The organism is Ruegeria sp. CDSC068 (assembly GCF_059610545.1).
Map to the genome: position 1 here is coordinate 15420 of NZ_JBXWNV010000017.1, position 16524 is coordinate 31943.

The following is a 16524-nucleotide window of genomic DNA, read 5'->3' on the forward strand; positions in this document are numbered from 1 at the left end:
CTATAGTTCGCATAGCAGACATTCACGTTTCTTAAGTTTAGGTCTGCCATCCGTCCATAAGCGGATATCTGACCAAATGACTACGATGTCCGCGTTGAGCCCAAACTACATGTTTTCTGTGATGCAGCGAATGTCGGCTTCAGAGTGGCATGCTAATGAAGCTCCATAAGTGGTCACGGATTTGCCGATACACAAGGCGAATACCGGGTTGAGCCTAGTGCTTTCATCAGTATCGGGTCTTGAAATAAGCGTTAGGCCCATGAACGTTGTAATACCGTCGCCAAGTGGCTATATAAGACCCACTAAAGTTCTGGTTTTCTGCGGCCTAGGCGTATCGCCTGCCAGAGTAAACTAAGTTCTTCCATCATGAAAATTCAGCTGTCACGTCCTCTACTTGGATCTGATGTTTGGGAAGGTTGCCGATGTTTTCGCGCACAACCACATCGCTTGTGACGTTTGTTGATCCGTTTTGGTGATCAGACGCACCGTTGGTTTGCCAAAGAACCACAACGCAACCGTTGATCAAACGAGCTTCCGGTAGGCCCGAACTGCGCCTATCGGTCATCGCGGCTTGGGAATGGCCCTAGCGCGAGAATAAGAATGCGCAAAAAGACACAAAACAGCGCGGCGGCGCTTTCTCCGCCAGAGGATCTAAAATGACATTTCCAGAATGGACGAAACCAGGCATCTACGGTGCTTTGTGTGGTGCGATTGCGGTCTCAATCCTTGGCTTTACCTGGGGCGGGTGGACAACCAGCGGTGGCGCTCAAGAATTGGCGAAGGACCATGCAAGCGAGGAAGTGACGCTCGCGATGGTGCCGGTTTGCCTGAACAGGTCAGCCGCTGACCCTAGGCGCGAAGAAATAATCGTAACCCTCCAAGAGGCCTCTGGCTTCAGTCGCCGCAAGGCTATGATGGATACGGGTTGGGCTACGCTGCCGGGATCGGAAACGCCAAGCCGCGACCTTGCAGATGCCTGTATCGCGGGGCTTGAGCTGGATGGATCATAACTCAAAGGCAATGCCGCAACTCTGTCAGGCGATCTGGGGAGCGCATCCGTCACCAGGCATTCAGATGATTGCGGCTCTGATTGTGCTCCCAATCTGTGCTCTGCTTCTGTTTTCAACGCCTGCATATGCTCAATCCACATCGCAACCTGTGCCTGAAAATGCCACTGCAAAGAGCTACGGTGACGGCTGGAAATGTAACGCCGGGTATAGGCTGAGTGGCGATGTCTGCGCCGTTGTCATAGTGCCAGCAAATGCGTATCCGACCAACCGCACCTATGGCTCTGGTTGGGAATGTCTTCATGGTTTTCGCAAGAAGGATGACACGGCCTGTGTTGCGGTGATTGTACCTGATGGCGGGTTTCTTGATCCATCAGGTGAGCGCTGGCATTGCTCTCGCGGTTTTCTCAAAATCGACGACATGTGCCAAGAAATTGTCGTACCCGCAAACGCTTACCTGGCAGCTACTACCTATGGGCCAGCGTGGAAATGCAAACGGGGGTTCGAAGCATCGGACGACCTTTGCGTCGCTATTGAAGTCCCGGCCAACGCGTATCTGAATTCATCAGGTTACGGCCGACCCTGGACATGCGAACGTGGGTACTTTGCACAAGATGGGTCGTGCGCGCCCGTTATGATCCCTGAACATGCCTTCTTTGACGATGCAAGTTACGGAACGGGATGGAAGTGCGAGCGGGGATACGCTGCCTCAGGTGCGAGCTGTGACGTAATAGACCTTCCTGCGAATGCCCATCTCGACAGGTCCGGAAACCGGTGGGACTGCAACAAGAATTTCAAGTTATCTAAGGGACTTTGCATTCTCGATAACTGAGCGTGCGGCACGATATGCTCGACTTCATTACCCAATGGTGACGGCAGCGTTGCCTTCGGTGTCGACCACAAAAAGGAAACATCATGAAAACCGACTTTAGCGCGGCTAACACTATCCGTCGTCCCGTCAGCGGTGCACAAGCGCCGCCATTGACCAGCGATGAACCCATAAGATCAACCTCTACCACTCAGATCGTCTCGCCAACAACTGCGATTGTCTATTGCCAAGGTAACTTCGCCAACATTGATGGCAAAACTGCTAATGGCCTTGTTCGTCATTCAGAGGCCTACAGGATCCTGTCTGTCATCGATAGCAACCACGACGGCGAAGACAGCGGGCAGATTCTTGACGATGCAGTAAACCACATTCCGGTCTTTAGAAGTTTGGACGCTGCTGTCGCCCATGAAACCGTCATCCCAGATACCCTCATTTACGGGATGGCACCATCTACGGGGAGACTCTCATCGACAGATCGCGACGTTGTTCTCGACGCGATTTCACTAGGTATGAACATCGTCAGTGGATTGCATGAATATCTGAGCGATGATCTAGAAATCGCGGCTTTTGCGGTCGAACGCAAAGTCACCATACGCGATATTCGAAAACCTAAACCCAGCAAGGATATGCGCCTGTTCGACGGAAGTATTGCAGGAGTGAAGGCACTGCGCATAGCGGTTCTTGGAACCGATTGCGCCATTGGAAAACGGACAACAGCGACCGTATTGGCCCGCGCTTTGAACGCAAGGGGCATCAAGACTGTTCTTGTTGGTACGGGCCAGACGGGTTTGATGCAGGGTGCAAATTATGGAGTGGCAATGGATGCCGTGCCGCCGCAGTTTTGTTGCGGCGAGCTTGAAGGTGCGATTGTTGACGCTTCCGAGGTTGAACAACCCGATGTCATATTGATCGAAGGTCAAGGGGCGTTAAGTCATCCGGCGTTCTGCACATCCGCCTTTATCCTGCGGGGCAGCCAGCCGGACGCCGTGATCCTTCAGCACGCTCCAAAGCGCGCACATCGCTGTGATTTTCCCAATATGCCAATGCCTAGACCTGCAAGTGAGATTGCCCTCATCGAAGCGTTTGCTGACACAAAAGTCATCGGCGTCACGCTCAATCACGAGGGGATGTCTGAGGCCGAGATTACCGAAACTATCGCCGCACAGTCACAAATACTCGGGCTGCCTGTAACGGATGTACTCAGCCGGCCAGCATCGTATTTGCTTGCAATGGTTGTCGCCGCCTATCCTGGGTTGCATCAACCCACACCTGTGGCTGCGATATGAGTACACCTCGCATTGAGGTGCATCTGAGCAAGATACGCCACAATGCAAAGACTGTGATCGGGCGCCTCAAGACTCGCGGCATCAGCGTTACTGGTGTGACCAAAGCAGTGTGCGGGCATCCAACCATCGCTCGGGCTATGCTGGACGGTGGCGCTGTGGGACTTGCAGAAGCGCGTCTTAGCAACGTTCGGAAGTTACGCAATGCGGGCATGACATGCCCGATCACCTTGATCCGTACACCAATGCTGAGCCAGGTTGATCAGGTCGTCCAGTACTGTGAGGCAAGCTACAACACAGAGATCCTCGTGATTACCGCTCTGGCCGCCGCCGCGATCCGGAAGGGCTGCATTCACGGCATTATCTTGATGGTTGAGATGGGCGATCTACGCGAAGGGATCATGCCAAAATACCTAGGCTCAATTGCACAACAAGTGGTGGATATGCCAGGTGTCGCGCTGAAGGGCATCGGAGCGAACTTCGCATGTCTGAGCGGAATTGCCCCGATTGCCGCAGACATGGACACCTTGTCTGGCCTGGCAAATGACATAGAGGGACAGTGTGGTCCCTTCCTTCAGATGGTATCTGGTGGTAACTCGGCCAACCTTCCTTGGGCCTTAAGTAGACACCCAGCTGGTCGCATCAACGATTTAAGGCTGGGGGAAGCAATACTGCTGGGCGTTGATCCGGTTTCCGGAGATCAAATAGGCGGGATGTATACGGATGCCTTTACGCTTGTCGCCGAGGTCATTGAAACAGGGTCCAAACCTTCATCTTACCCACAGAGCATCTGCGACCCGGTATTCAAAAGACTTCACCTTGTCCCAAAAAGTGGACAGAGCACACAAGTAGTTCTCGCCATTGGTCAGCAAGATACAGACGTTTTCGGGCTTTCTATGCCTCCAAGGAATAGACTCATCGGTGCAACAAGCGATCATCTTGTCATCGGCACATCCCATTCGACACAGAGCGTAGGATCGGAAATGAGATTCCAAATGAACTATAGTGCGTTGATGAAAGCTATGTCCGCTCCTGACGTTCAGACAAAGCTGCTCCATCGCAGTCCTTTACGACACGCGCGTGTCTCTCAAGGACCAGGCAATCACCTGGCATCAATTTGAAATACTCAACTGACAAATGCGCCGTTGAAAACGGATAGGAGAATAACCATTGGCAAAGCTGAAAAAAACAACTGTCTTCAATGCACACTTTCCCAAGGCGGAAACGCCGATGGACAAAACAACGCGGGTCGTTAGAGAAATGGTCAACGAAGAAGCTGAGCAAAGACAGATCAAGAACGCCCGGCTTCGCAAAACTCGGCTCGAAAGGGATGCGACGACTCCATCTGAAGCCTGTCCGCCGAAGCCCGCCAAAAAGCGGTGACAGGATCGTTGGCCCTCCTCTCCGCGCGACTTGATTGAGCGAAACACAAACAAAGTGGCTAGCGAGCACTGTTTATCTCATGCATCAGTAGCGCCCGTACTCGTTTCAAGGATATTGCCATGACACTCTCAGATGAGAGCTCAGAAAAAGTTCACTACATCTGCCAAACATATGTGGAACGGAAGCCAGGACGCGGAGGGCAAGGAAGCTTGAAAATTGGCAAGCAATTTGAATACTCCACGGCAGCGGAAGCACAAAACAGAGCAGAAAGAGAAGCGCAATCCGACGATTGCGCTGGCGCCGATGCCTACATGGTCAGTGAAGATCCGAACAGTGGCGAAGTCGGGTCGCCAAGTTTCCTCATTAGGCTTGGCAATGTCCCGGAATTTGACGAGTTTTAGATATTTTGGACGTGGGTTTTGCAAAGAAACTGGGCCATGAATACCAGAAAAAACGGACATTGGTGCAAGCGCAGCGAAAGCTAATTTTGTCCGCAAAGCAGACGTTGAGCATATTTCACTGAATGACCGCTTCGAGCCCAAAGTGCAAAATGCTGCAGAACCTACGAATGGCTTCAAATTCGCGAAACTGGACGTTGGTGAGATTGAAAGCAGTTCAAAAAGTGCATTTGCCTAGCATTTCCAGTTACAACCGTATCAGCCAGCTCTGCCCCATTCGTTCAAAGCAGGTCGTTCTATTCGCGGCCTTCAAGGGTGAAGCCCAAGATCTTTGACAGGACACCGCCGTGTCGCAGCAGGTCGACCTCTTGGAATGTGTCCACCGCCGCTTTGCAGCGGATATCGCCCAGCACTTCGGTGCCGCGCTGCCACTGCAAAGTAGTTTCCAGACCAGGCATCAGCGTCTCGGGTGGCAGGTTCACAGCGAAGCGATCCACGGCGCGAATGCCCGCCGTCTTGGGATCGAACCCGTCAATTATCTGCACCGGTACCACGCCCATACCGATCAGGTTGGTGCGGTGGATGCGCTCGAAACTTTTGGCGAGCACGGCGCGGATGCTCAGTAGTGCCACGCCTTTGGCCGCCCAGTCGCGGCTAGAGCCCATGCCATAGCGGTCACCGGCCAGAATGATAGTGGGCTGCCCTTGATCCGCCAGATTTGGGCTGCTTCGTGCAAGGGCAGGATGCGCCCATCCTCGAGCGTTGTCTCAGCAGTGGCCAGCCCCTCTTGCAGGAAGTTCACCGCCAGCCTGTTTGTGAAGAGGCCACGTAGCATGACCTCCCAATTGCCGCGATAGGCGGCATAGACATTCATGTCCTTGGGATCACCGCCGCGAGCGCACAGCCATTTGCCCGCCAAACTGGTTGGATCCACCCACCCCGCCGGCGAAATATGGTCGGTCGTCATATCATCCCCAAGCACCATCAGAGGCGTGGCGGTATAGTCGCCTAACCGCGATTGCTGAGGCTCGGCGGTGAATTTCGGCCGCCGCAGATAGCGCGAGGGTCTTGTCAGAAGAACTTTGCTTGAGAGGGGTAGGGCGGTTGCGTAGCTTTTGTTCATGACCAGACCTGCCTCATTCAAATACTTCAAAACCAGCCCTGAGATTATCCGCCTTGCGGTGATGCTGTATATTCGGTTTCCACTCTCGCTTCGGAATGTCGAGGATTTACTGCACGAGCGAGGCATCGACGTGAGCCACGAAACTGTCCGATACTGGTGGAATAGGTTCGGCCCGATGTTTGCTGCTGAGATCAGGCGGAAGCGGGTGCAGCAGCTGTGCGCGTTCTCGAAATGGAAGTGGCACGTGGACGAAGTCTTTGTGAAGGTGAATGGCAAACGCCGCTATCTCTGGCGTGCAGTTGATCACGAGGGCGAGGTGCTGGAAGCCGTTGTCACCAAACGCCGAAACAAAGCTGCAGCACTGAAATTCCTTAAGAAATTGATGAAACGGCACGGTTGCGCCGAGGAGGTCGTGACCGACCGTTTTGCATCCTACAAAGCAGCGCTCAGAGATTTGGGTGCTCTCGAAAAACAACAGACGGGCAGGTGGCTCAACAACCGCGTTGAGAATTCTCACCTGCCTTTCCGACGAAGAGAGCGCGCTATGCAACGTTTCCGGCGCATGCGAAGTTTACAGAAATTCGCCTCCGTCCATTCTTCCGTCTACAACCACTTCAACCAGGAACGATCGCTCACCAGCCGAGACACCTTCAAGCTGACGCGCACCGCCGCTCTCGCCGAGTGGCGCGAACTTGGTTCGGCATAAAGGGCAGCTATACTGGCCTAGCTGAGACTGGTTCGAATTAGTCTGACAGCACCCTTGTGAAGGCCGACGGAGAAAGGCCTTCCCACCTTGAGAATGCCTCTGAAAAACTCTGCCGATGCTCGAAGCCAAGTATTTCGGCAGTTTCAACTATGTCTTTTCCAGCCACTAGGAGGCGCTTTGATGCAAGGTGCCGCTCAGTCTGAACGATTTCACGAAAAGAAGTTCCTTCAGACTTCAAACGAAGTTGAAGCGTCCGCTCGTGTAATTGCAGTGCTCCACAGGTGTTGACTAGAGACCATGGCGCAACTCCGAATGAAGCACGAACTAGGCCTGCGACAATGTCCTTCGTCAGTGGTTTTTCGCAAGCCTTTATGGATTCATCGGCCAAATAGCGCGAAAACACTTCGGCTCTCAGTGCATCCATTTTGGACATCTGCGACTTGAGTGCTTCTTCGTCGAACGAAATGTACCCTTGGGTGGAAGCCCTAACGCGACTGATAGCGGAGTTGAACAGAACGTGCGTCGAACAGCCATTAGGGTAGGAAACATCAATGTTCGGATCGGTGCGATTGTTTGCAAGGCAGACAACGTTGGCCAATAGAGTTATTGTGTATTGAACATCTTTGGCGCCTTCAAAAGCTTCAAAAGGATTGAAATACCAGATATGGCAACGCTTTTTGTAGGTTCTGATTACTAACTCTGAATCGCTCTGATAGTACAACAGCGCAGACTTGGCGATCTGCAAAGCGTCCCACAAGGTATCAGCGGAAACGATTGCGCGACCAAAAACGCCCAAATCTTCCACTTTCTGAACATAGCCTGCTCGGGCAAAGAAATCATCATCGTCAGCGAACCGAGTTATTTCCTTCATGCCCTCTAGGTAGTTGGAAACGTCAACAATCTCCTCTGGCTCCGTTGGCAGGTTGAAAGAATGCAGCGTTTTTTGAAACATCCGAGCGTTGTCAGTAAGCAAGGAGATTGGACCATGGAATGAGCCCGCTCTAATCGTGAATTCGTTGACCTTTTCACTCATACACTGTGCTCGGACAGTGATTCATTATGTGCTTTGGCGTGTTTAGCGAATCTCTTCATATAACTTCTTATATATGAATGCTTCCCGTCGTTGGCAGGCTAACACACGTTTTTTGTGAATATGAATGTTGCTTTTGCAGCCTTGATTCGTATTTGCCGACAGATTGTAGGGCAAACACCGCTAACCAATGGGGTCATCGTGGGAATGAACTTTGATCGCGATGTCACCAGTCTGTCGATTGATGCGTTGGTTTCGAATTTTTCAGGAGAGCACATGAAACATAATTTGGGCATAACAAAGTCAGCGATATTGGGTGCTTTGTCGGTCGCTGTCCTCGTGGTTGGCACACCAGTTTCTGCACAAGACAAACCAAACATTCTAGTGATTTGGGGAGACGATATTGGGCAATCCAACATATCCGCTTACACTAGGGGATTAATGGGCTACGAAACGCCCAATATCGACCGGGTTGCTGATGAAGGCATGATGTTCACCGACTACTATGGGGAGCAGTCCTGTACAGCTGGTCGGGCTTCTTACATTATGGGACAGTCTGTCTATAGAACCGGCTTGTCCAAGGTAGGCCTCCCGGGCGCAGACTTGGGTATGCAGGAAGAAGATCCCACGATTGCGGGCCTTCTGAAGCCTTTAGGATACATGACCGGTCAGTTTGGGAAAAATCACCTTGGTGATCAGGACAGCATGCTTCCCACAAACCACGGTTTTGATGAGTTTTTCGGAAACCTGTACCATTTGAATGCGGAAGAAGAGCCAGAAAATCGCGACTATCCCGGCGACGCGGTTTTGGCGGACGGCCAGACCTTCCGCCAGGCATTTGGCCCTCGTGGCGTTATCAAGTCTTCGGCTGATGGGCTTGTTGAAGACACGGGACCGTTGACCAAAAAACGGATGGAGACAGTCGACGATGAAACCGTTGCAGCTGCCGTCGACTTTATCAAAAATGCGCACGAACAAGGCAAACCTTTCTACGTTTGGTGGAACGGCACACGGATGCACTTCCGTACACATGTGAAAGACGAATTGTTCGGGATCTCGGGACAAGATGAGTATGGCGATGGCATGGTGGAACATGACATGCACGTCGGTCAGCTATTGGATGTGCTTGACGAACTGGGCATTGCTGACAACACCATTGTTCATTATTCGACTGACAATGGCCCCCACAAGAATACATGGCCAGATGCTGGCACCAACCCGTTCTACAGTGAAAAGAACACCAACTGGGAAGGTGGATGGCGCGTGCCCTCGCTCGTGCGTTGGCCTGGGAAAATAGAACCTGACTCCGTCTCAAACGAAATCATGCACCACATGGATTGGTTGCCGACGTTGTTGGCAGCAGCGGGCAATGAGACCATCAAGGAAGATTTGAAAGCAGGTGGCGTTCAAGCCATTGGTCGCGAATATAAAGTGCATCTGGATGGCTACAACTTCTTGCCCGTTCTTACTGGTGAAACAAAAGACGGCCCGCGACATGAGATTTTCTATTTCGCGGATACCGGAGAATTAACAGCCTTGCGCTATGACGATTGGAAACTGATTTTCCTTGAGCAAAAAGCTGTTTCGACATTGCGTGCGTGGATCGAACCTTGGACCCCACTTCGCGTCCCTTTGATCACCAACCTTCGGCGTGATCCATTCGAACAGGCGCATCTAACATCCAATACTTACTACGACTGGATGATTGATCGGATCTATTTCCTGGTGCCCGCACAAAAGTATGTAGGCCAGTTCCTGGCTACATTCCAGGAGTTCCCACCGCGTCAGAAGCCAGCCAGCTTTTCAATCGATCAGGTCATGGAACTGATGACGGCAAACAACGGAAGTAAGTAGTTTCGAGCTCGGTAAACTTAATTCATGCGCGGTGTTGAGAGAGAACCGCGCATGGAGTTCAAAAATGAAACATCGTCAGGGTATCGCGTCAGGACGTACATTCTTTTGTGTGTCATTGCGCTGCAAAAAACAATTTTCAACTAGGGAGAGATACGATGAGTGATTTGGTCATTATTGTCTTCGAGGGCCGTCATACAGCAGACGAAGCACTTTTGCGTCTGCAAAAAATGAGCCTGGATTGGGAAGTCGATCTCGACGAGGTCGTGGTAATGACCCGCGATAAGAACGGCGTAGTGCGGACCCGGAATTCCGATACTCTTACAGCAACGGGTTTCGTCGGAGGCACTTCTCTTGGAGCACTGACCGGTACGTTGATCGGTGCCATGGTCGGTAACCCTGCTGCCGGGTTTATTGCAGGTTCGGCTGTTGGTGCTGGCTCTGGGACACTTGCAGGAATGCTGGATCAAGCAGACGAAGAGGACGCATTGGCAGCTCGCGTCGGCTCAAAGATGGGCCCTGACTCATCGGCTCTGGCCGTTATCGGGTGGTCAAACCGACCTACGAAGTTGTTGGGCGAATTGGAGGGCATGAAGGGCGAGGTTATCGAGACATCATTGTCTGTCAGTGATGAAAAAGAGCTTCGTGCCGCTTTGTCCGGAAACTGACCAGTTTGTTTTGGGGGCGGGCTGCTTGATCACCCGGCGACCTGAATTCAATTTTCACATTGTCGAGACGGGATCAGTAATATGAAAAAAGTTCTGAGAACAACGGCTCTCTTGTGTGCTTTCGCAATTGGAGACCCAATGTATGCGCTCGCACAGTCCACACCTCATGTGGCTGGCGGTGTTGTTGTCGAGTACAACAATCTTGATGTCGCCTTAGTCGCTTCCGGTTGGAGCGTAGTCGAGCTTTTACGCGGTGATGTTTACAATGATGGTGGCGACTTTGTGGGATATGTCCATGATGCGCTCGTCTTGCCGGATGGTGATACGACCTTTGTGATCGTCAACGTCGCCGGCTTCCTGAACATCGGTGAAAAGTTGATCGCGCTGCCAGCGGTCGCCTTCGAGATCAACGCGGATGGCGATCTGGTTTTGCCCAATGCGACCAAGGAAAATCTGAAAAGCCTGCCGCGCTTTCACTACGCTCGAAACTAAACGGAAGGTCGCACTCGACAGGCTTTGACCTGCTTGAGGGCGCCTAAACGCAAAAGCAGTCGCCAGTGTTTGAAAATGCAATCGACCAAGGGAAAGATACAATGAGTATGGGACACTCAGACAACGATCTGCAAAAATACTGGGGCTGGTTTCTTGGACTCGGGATTGTGTTGGCTATCGGGGGTGTATTCGCAATTTTTGCACCTTTTTTGGTATCATTGGCCATTGAATTTGCTGTGGGATTTGTTTTCGCTGTAGGTGGCTTCGTGGTGCTAGTGCAGGTTTTCACAACCAAAGATGGCTGGAATGCAAGGCTCATCTATTCCATCTTGGGGGGCTTCAATCTGATTGCCGGGTTGTTGCTGATATTTCGCCCTCTTGAAGGGCTCATGGCGCTTACGTTGGTCTTGATTGTTGCAATTTTTGTGAATGGCTTGGTGCGGATTGCAGTGGGCGTAATGGCGCGACCGGATCAAGGTTCTGGCTGGGTCATTTCCGTTGGTTGTGTGTCCGTACTGGCATCGGGATATCTGTTAGTGAAGTACCCCGAAGTGAGCGTGATGCTGTTGGGGATCGTTGCAGGCGTATCGCTGATCGGTGAGGGCGCAGGATATATCCGCTTTGCCCATGGCCTAAGGAACGACGTGTCGGTCGCGGTCTGAAAAAACGACCCAAAACTGCGGCAAACGTTGGGTAAACACAAATTCTACTGTTACAAAAAAGGACGAAATACGTGATCGAACCGAAAACTCTTCCCCTGCTAATCAAATGGTTGGTTGTTGGAGTCAGCTTGGTCGTTCCGTCTGTCTCAAGCGCTCAAGGCAAGCCTCGACTGGTTCTTCAAATTACTGTTGATCAGTTGCGTGGAGACCTAATCGACAGATTCAGTATCCACATAGGAGAGGACGGCTTTCGCTATTTGTTGGATCATGGCGTCAATTTTACAAATGCTCATCACCGCCATGCCAACACTGAAACAATTGTCGGGCACACGACGCTCGCAACCGGCACGGACCCTGCTATCCATGGTATGGTAGCCAACCTGTGGTTTGATCGAAAAACTGGCAAGCCTTTCTATAACGTGCAGGATCCGGACTATCCTTTGGTCGGGGCTTCCGGAGTCGATGCGGAGAACGAAATCGATCCGACCCAACGAGCAGCCACAACTGACGGTCGATCTCCCCGCAATATCATCAGTTCAACTATCTCCGATGAAATTGGCCTGCACTTTGGGCCGACTTCAAAAGTGTTTGGTGTGTCGGTCAAGGATCGCGGTGCAATTGCAATGGCAGGTCACGCTGGTGACGCTTACTGGTTCTCAAAGTCAGAAGGTCGGTTTGTTACAAGCACGTTCTATCGCGACGCCTACCCCGGTTGGATTGAGGATTGGAACTCAAAGGGCCTTGTCGCATCATATGCCAATCGATCTTGGACTCTTCTGGGAGACGTCGGGAAGTATGCCTTTGCAGACCGCGACGACCAACCGTGGGAAACCGATATACAGGGGTTTGGCCGGACATTTCCGCATAACTGGGGAGCGGCAGAAGGGAAATACTTCACAACGCTCTTAACCCTCAGCCCGGCAGGGGATGAAATAACAGTAGATTTTGCCAAAGCCCTGTTGGATGCAGAACAACTGGGGCAAGATGACGTTACTGATTATCTGTCGGTCAGCTTGTCATCTACAGACTATGTCGGCCATATGTTCGGCCCTTCAAGCCTAGAAGCCGAAGACAATTTCGCGCATCTCGACAGGCAAATCGCTGACCTTTTAACACATGTGGATGCCGTAGTTGGTCTGGAAAACACATTGATCGTTTTGTCGGCAGATCACGGCGCACCGGAACACCCGGAGTTTCTGGCGACTCTAGGCATTGAAGCTGGTTTGTTCAGCTTTGAACGCGTCGATACAGAACCAGGATTTGTGCGTCTTCAAATGGATTTTGGTGAATCCGCTGATCTGGTTCAGAACTTTTCCAACCCCTACGTCTATTTGAACCAAGATCTTATTTCCAAACGTTCTTTAGATCCTTTGGTCGTCGAGCGAGCTGTTGCTGAGGAACTTCAAAAGCTCCCCGGCATTGCCTATGCGGTTGGGAGTTCAGATTTGCGACGCGGGTCGTTTGCAAAAACCAAGATTAGCGATGCCGTCTTGGCTAACTTTAATCCAGATAGGTCGGGAGATATCTATGTGGTGTTCGAACCGCATTGGTTTGTGGCTGATTTTGACGGGTTGCACGTTGCGTCTGCTCATGGCTCTCCCTGGACATATGACACACACGTTCCCCTAATTTTTACAGGTTCAAATATTGTTCCACAAACCGTCGCACGACGCGTCGAAACTGTGGATGTCGCGCCTACGATTGCGTCTCTTCTGGGCACTAAGCCCCCTTCCGGAGCGGTGGGTGTACCTTTGCCAGAAGCGATGCCCGAGACAAAGGCAGCCCCATGAAATCCTTCTTTAAGCGCTTAGCCCAACTTTCCATTCTGTGCGTCGCCAGCACTCCGGCCTATGCGCAATCTGATGCAGCGCAAGCCAACAATCCTCTGGCTGATATCACAGCGTTCAATATCCAAAACTACTATATCGGTGACTTTACAGGACCAGCTAATGCGACCGGAAATCAATTTGTTCTGCGCTATGCAAAGCCGGTCACTTTAGGCAGCTCAAATTGGCTGATCCGAGCCTCGTTGCCATTCAACTCGTTACCGGTGGGAACAGATGGCCAAACTTTGAGTGGCGTCGGAGATTTTGATGTTTTTGCGGCCTATCAGTTTAATACGGGTAACCCCGGAATTAGTTTTGCGCTTGGTCCGCAAGTGGTCGTGCCAACAGCCTCCGACGACCGCTTGGGAGCCGATCAATGGCAGCTTGGGTTAGCCAACGTTTACTTCAATGCAACTTCGCCCGTCTTTCAATATGGATATCTTCTGACATGGCGTGGAGGCGTTGGGGATACAAATGGGCGCCCACGTGCCAATTTGGGTGCCTTTCAACCCTTTGTTTTTTACCAACTGGGCAATGGGTATTACACGGGCGGCGCCCCGATCTGGACCTACAATTTTGTTAATGACAGCTATTCTGTCCCATTGGGCATTCGCCTAGGCAAGGTCACCAAACGCGGCAATACCGTTTACAACTTTTTTGTCGAACCGCAGTACTCGGTTTTCGACAAAGGAATCAGCCTGCCAAAATGGCAAATTTACGCGGCACTTAACATGCAGTTTCAATGAGCATTTAGTGTTTAGAAAAGTTCCTGTCCACTAAGAAATTCCCGCCTAAAATCAACCATCAGGAGTACCAACATGGAAAAATTTATTGCCGTCGTTTTCGAGGATGATGCTGCTGCATTCAAGGGTGAAACCGCACTGCGCGCGCTACATTCCCAAGGAGATCTCGCGGTGTATGCCGCTGCAGTCATCGGGAAAGATCTCGAAGGCAAAGTTGAAGTTAAGAAGGTGGAAGATGAAGGGCCGTTGGGAACGGCACTGGGCCTCGTTCTCGGCGGAATGGTTGGTGTTTTGGCCGGCCCGGTGGCAGTCGCATCCGGAGCTGCAGTCGCCGGATCTGCGGCTGCAGCATCAGTGGCCGCCTCAGGAATGGCTGTCGGATCGATGACAGGTGGATTGTTTGGTGTCTACAGAGATCTTTGGGTTGCGGGAATAGATTCTACGATGCTTGACGAAATCAGCATCGAACTTATTCCTGGTAAATCTTGCTTGGTGGCCTCGGTTGACGAAGTTTGGACATCGCCATTGGATGTCAAAATGAGCGAGGCTGGAGGAGTGGTTTTCCGCAAGCCACGCGCCGATGCAATCGATGAACAATACGCTGCTGAAATGGCGGAACTTAATCGGGAAATTGCAGAGCTAAAAGACGAGTGGAAGCAATCTAACGAAGAAACCAAACAAGCAATCCACGACAAAATCGACGCAACCAAGGCAAAGGCAAGTATAGCCAAAGAAAAAATCTCGCAACGTATCACCGAACTGAACAGCCAAACAGCTGCAAGGCTCGAGGCGATTGAAGAGCAAATTGCGGTGGCCAAAGAAAATACAAGGAACAAGTTTGAAAAGCGTAAAGCTGAAATTCAGGCAGACTACAAAGAACGAAAGGCCAAGCTAGATGCGTCAATGTCACTGGCCAAAGAAGCGTTGACCTAATTCTTTTTAGTAAGATGTTTAAACATCCAACCAGCACCGTTTAAAATTGGCAGTGCAGATAAACCCGAGAACCGTCTCGCGGCAATTACGTGTTACAAAAGGTGAAAGAAATGCCAGATCTGAAGGCCATGATGGCCGAGCTACAACAAAAGAGAGATGAAATTAAACTTCAGTTGAACCTTGGAACAATGGAGGCGGAAGACGAATGGGATTCACTTGTTTCGGAGTGGGATAGGTTCCTGTCTACATCACAATTTAATCAGTCGGCGGATGAAGTCGGCGAAGCTGCGCGGGAACTTGGTTTGAAAATGAAAGCCGTATATGACAAGGTTCGGAAATCCGTAGGGTAATAGACAGGAAGTAGCCCAGCCGGTGCCAGATCAACAGCAAACACACGTTTTTAGTCTGGCGTTTTGGCACCGGGTTGTCGTGATCGCCTTTTTTACTATCGCAGGACTGGTCCTGGCGGCTGATGTTCTAGTTCCATTGTCGATTGCTTCCTTGGTTTTCATTCTTCTGACTTCCGCAGTCGACAGGTTATGTCAGGTTGAAATTCTCGGGACACGGATCCCTAGATGGTTGGCCCATGTCATTAGCGCTGCTCTTTTAGTGTTGGGATTGCTCGGATTACTGTCAATTCTGACCGGTCAAGCGGGCGCGGTTGCCGATGCGTTGCCTAGATATGAAGCAAGGTTCTCTGAAATCTTGGCCCGAGTGGTCACTCTTGTTGGAGACAAGAACTATCAGGCAGCGCAACAAGCGATCTTAGAGATGGACTTCACCGGCTTCGCTGGCGGAGCAATCGGTTCAGCCGGAAGCTTTTTGAGCGCCTTCTTTCTGATCCTTCTTTATATTCCTTTCATGATGCTGGAACAGGGACCCATGAGGTTGAAAGTCGCACTGGCAGCTCCAGATGCGGAATCCGCACAAAACTTACACCGCGTGCTGACACGCATTTCAGAAAGCGTGCAGCGATATGTAGGAATCAAAACACTCGTTAGTTTCCTAACGGGTGTCGGTAGCTACGCGATCATGAAGCCCGTGGGATTGGATTTTGCCGAAACCTGGGCCATCCTGGCATTCGTACTGAACTTCATTCCAACGATTGGTTCAATCATCGGGGTAGCGTTGCCCTCGCTCGTTGCTCTTGTGCAGTTTGATACTAACACGCCTTTTCTAATTATTTTGGTGGGCTGTGGGGCGGTTCAGTTCATCATCGGGAATATTCTGGAACCGTCGCTAACCGGAAAATCACTAAACTTGTCGCCTTTGATGGTCATCCTCGCACTGACGTTCTGGACCGCAATCTGGGGTATCCCCGGGGCTCTACTAAGCGTGCCGATTACCGTCTGTACTATGATCGTGTTAGCCAACATCCCATCGACGAAGTCACTCGCAATATTGATGTCGGGCGATGGTAACTTGTCCGGCGGTAGTCAAAAAGACAATCCAGTAAGGGAAGTAGCACAGGGCGAAGCCTCTGAAGCTGCACGTCGAAAATCTAAGCTGACGGTATCCAAATCCGAACTAGATACCGAAACAGAAGCAATCCGTCAGGAATTTGAGCAAAACTTAGATAACCGGAGCTAG

The 16524-nt window shown here is 51.3% G+C and carries 17 protein-coding genes and 1 pseudogene; 15 read left to right on the top strand and 3 right to left on the bottom strand.

Going from position 1 to position 16524, the window contains the following annotated elements; all coding sequences use genetic code 11:
* Nucleotides 1-656 precede the first annotated feature (656 nt).
* From AC2FID_RS21765 to AC2FID_RS21785, 5 genes are all read left to right on the top strand, one after another.
* Complete coding sequence (locus AC2FID_RS21765) at nt 657-1010, top strand: hypothetical protein (protein ID WP_299669742.1); 354 nt, start codon at nt 657-659, stop codon at nt 1008-1010.
* Between the two features lie 912 nt (nt 1011-1922).
* Nucleotides 1923-3122 carry an N-acetyltransferase DgcN family protein gene (locus tag AC2FID_RS21770; RefSeq protein ID WP_496838677.1) on the top strand — a complete coding sequence of 400 codons (1200 nt, stop codon included), beginning with the start codon at nt 1923-1925 and terminating at the stop codon, nt 3120-3122.
* Nucleotides 3119-4240, top strand: a complete 1122-nt coding sequence (locus AC2FID_RS21775; RefSeq protein WP_496838678.1) for an alanine/ornithine racemase family PLP-dependent enzyme — start codon at nt 3119-3121, stop codon at nt 4238-4240. The genes AC2FID_RS21770 and AC2FID_RS21775 overlap by 4 nt, the downstream gene beginning before the upstream one ends.
* A 49-nt stretch (nt 4241-4289) precedes the next feature.
* On the top strand, nt 4290-4502 hold the full coding sequence (locus AC2FID_RS21780) for a hypothetical protein (RefSeq protein WP_496838679.1): 213 nt from the start codon (nt 4290-4292) through the stop codon (nt 4500-4502).
* A gap of 119 nt (nt 4503-4621) precedes the next feature.
* Complete coding sequence (locus AC2FID_RS21785) at nt 4622-4903, top strand: hypothetical protein (protein ID WP_282154323.1); 282 nt, start codon at nt 4622-4624, stop codon at nt 4901-4903.
* A 532-nt stretch (nt 4904-5435) separates the two neighbouring features.
* Here the strand turns inward: AC2FID_RS21785 and AC2FID_RS21790 are convergent.
* Together AC2FID_RS21790 and AC2FID_RS21795 are read right to left on the bottom strand one after the other, a co-directional pair.
* Nucleotides 5436-5580 (bottom strand): annotated as a pseudogene (locus AC2FID_RS21790) (hypothetical protein); the annotation flags it as partial.
* Entirely contained in the window at nt 5520-6023 is a 504-nt protein-coding gene (locus AC2FID_RS21795; RefSeq protein WP_496838681.1) for a hypothetical protein, read from the bottom strand. The pseudogene AC2FID_RS21790 and the gene AC2FID_RS21795, both read right to left, overlap by 61 nt.
* On the opposite strand from AC2FID_RS21795, the gene AC2FID_RS21800 reads away from it, so the two are divergent.
* Complete coding sequence (locus AC2FID_RS21800; RefSeq protein ID WP_496780433.1) at nt 6022-6729, top strand: IS6 family transposase; 708 nt, start codon at nt 6022-6024, stop codon at nt 6727-6729. The genes AC2FID_RS21795 and AC2FID_RS21800 overlap by 2 nt on opposite strands.
* Before the next feature lie 37 nt (nt 6730-6766).
* Here AC2FID_RS21800 and AC2FID_RS21805 read toward each other — a convergent pair whose 3' ends face one another.
* On the bottom strand, nt 6767-7762 hold the full coding sequence (locus AC2FID_RS21805; RefSeq protein ID WP_496838683.1) for an AraC family transcriptional regulator: 996 nt from the start codon (nt 7760-7762) through the stop codon (nt 6767-6769).
* Nucleotides 7763-8035: 273 nt separating this feature from the next.
* Between AC2FID_RS21805 and AC2FID_RS21810 the strand changes: the two genes are divergently transcribed.
* The 9 genes from AC2FID_RS21810 (at nt 8036) to AC2FID_RS21850 (ending at nt 16524) form a co-directional block, all read left to right on the top strand.
* On the top strand, nt 8036-9613 hold the full coding sequence (locus tag AC2FID_RS21810) for an arylsulfatase (protein ID WP_496838698.1): 1578 nt from the start codon (nt 8036-8038) through the stop codon (nt 9611-9613).
* A gap of 155 nt (nt 9614-9768) precedes the next feature.
* Nucleotides 9769-10278, top strand: a complete 510-nt coding sequence (locus AC2FID_RS21815; protein WP_271946075.1) for a DUF1269 domain-containing protein — start codon at nt 9769-9771, stop codon at nt 10276-10278.
* Nucleotides 10279-10416: 138 nt separating this feature from the next.
* Nucleotides 10417-10770 (top strand): PRC-barrel domain-containing protein, encoded by a 354-nt coding sequence (locus AC2FID_RS21820; protein ID WP_496699999.1) that lies wholly within the window; start codon nt 10417-10419, stop codon nt 10768-10770.
* A 65-nt stretch (nt 10771-10835) separates the two neighbouring features.
* Nucleotides 10836-11432 carry an HdeD family acid-resistance protein gene (locus tag AC2FID_RS21825; RefSeq protein WP_496780435.1) on the top strand — a complete coding sequence of 199 codons (597 nt, stop codon included), beginning with the start codon at nt 10836-10838 and terminating at the stop codon, nt 11430-11432.
* Between the two features lie 71 nt (nt 11433-11503).
* On the top strand, nt 11504-13222 hold the full coding sequence (locus AC2FID_RS21830; protein ID WP_481668664.1) for an alkaline phosphatase family protein: 1719 nt from the start codon (nt 11504-11506) through the stop codon (nt 13220-13222).
* Complete coding sequence (locus AC2FID_RS21835; RefSeq protein WP_496838686.1) at nt 13219-14004, top strand: transporter family protein; 786 nt, start codon at nt 13219-13221, stop codon at nt 14002-14004. Before AC2FID_RS21830 ends, AC2FID_RS21835 begins: the two co-directional genes overlap by 4 nt.
* 72 nt (nt 14005-14076) lie before the next feature.
* On the top strand, nt 14077-14934 hold the full coding sequence (locus AC2FID_RS21840) for a DUF1269 domain-containing protein (protein WP_271946085.1): 858 nt from the start codon (nt 14077-14079) through the stop codon (nt 14932-14934).
* A 110-nt stretch (nt 14935-15044) separates the two neighbouring features.
* Nucleotides 15045-15284, top strand: coding sequence for a hypothetical protein (locus AC2FID_RS21845; protein WP_271946087.1), 240 nt, complete (start codon nt 15045-15047; stop codon nt 15282-15284).
* A 22-nt stretch (nt 15285-15306) separates the two neighbouring features.
* Nucleotides 15307-16524, top strand: a complete 1218-nt coding sequence (locus AC2FID_RS21850; RefSeq protein ID WP_496838687.1) for an AI-2E family transporter — start codon at nt 15307-15309, stop codon at nt 16522-16524.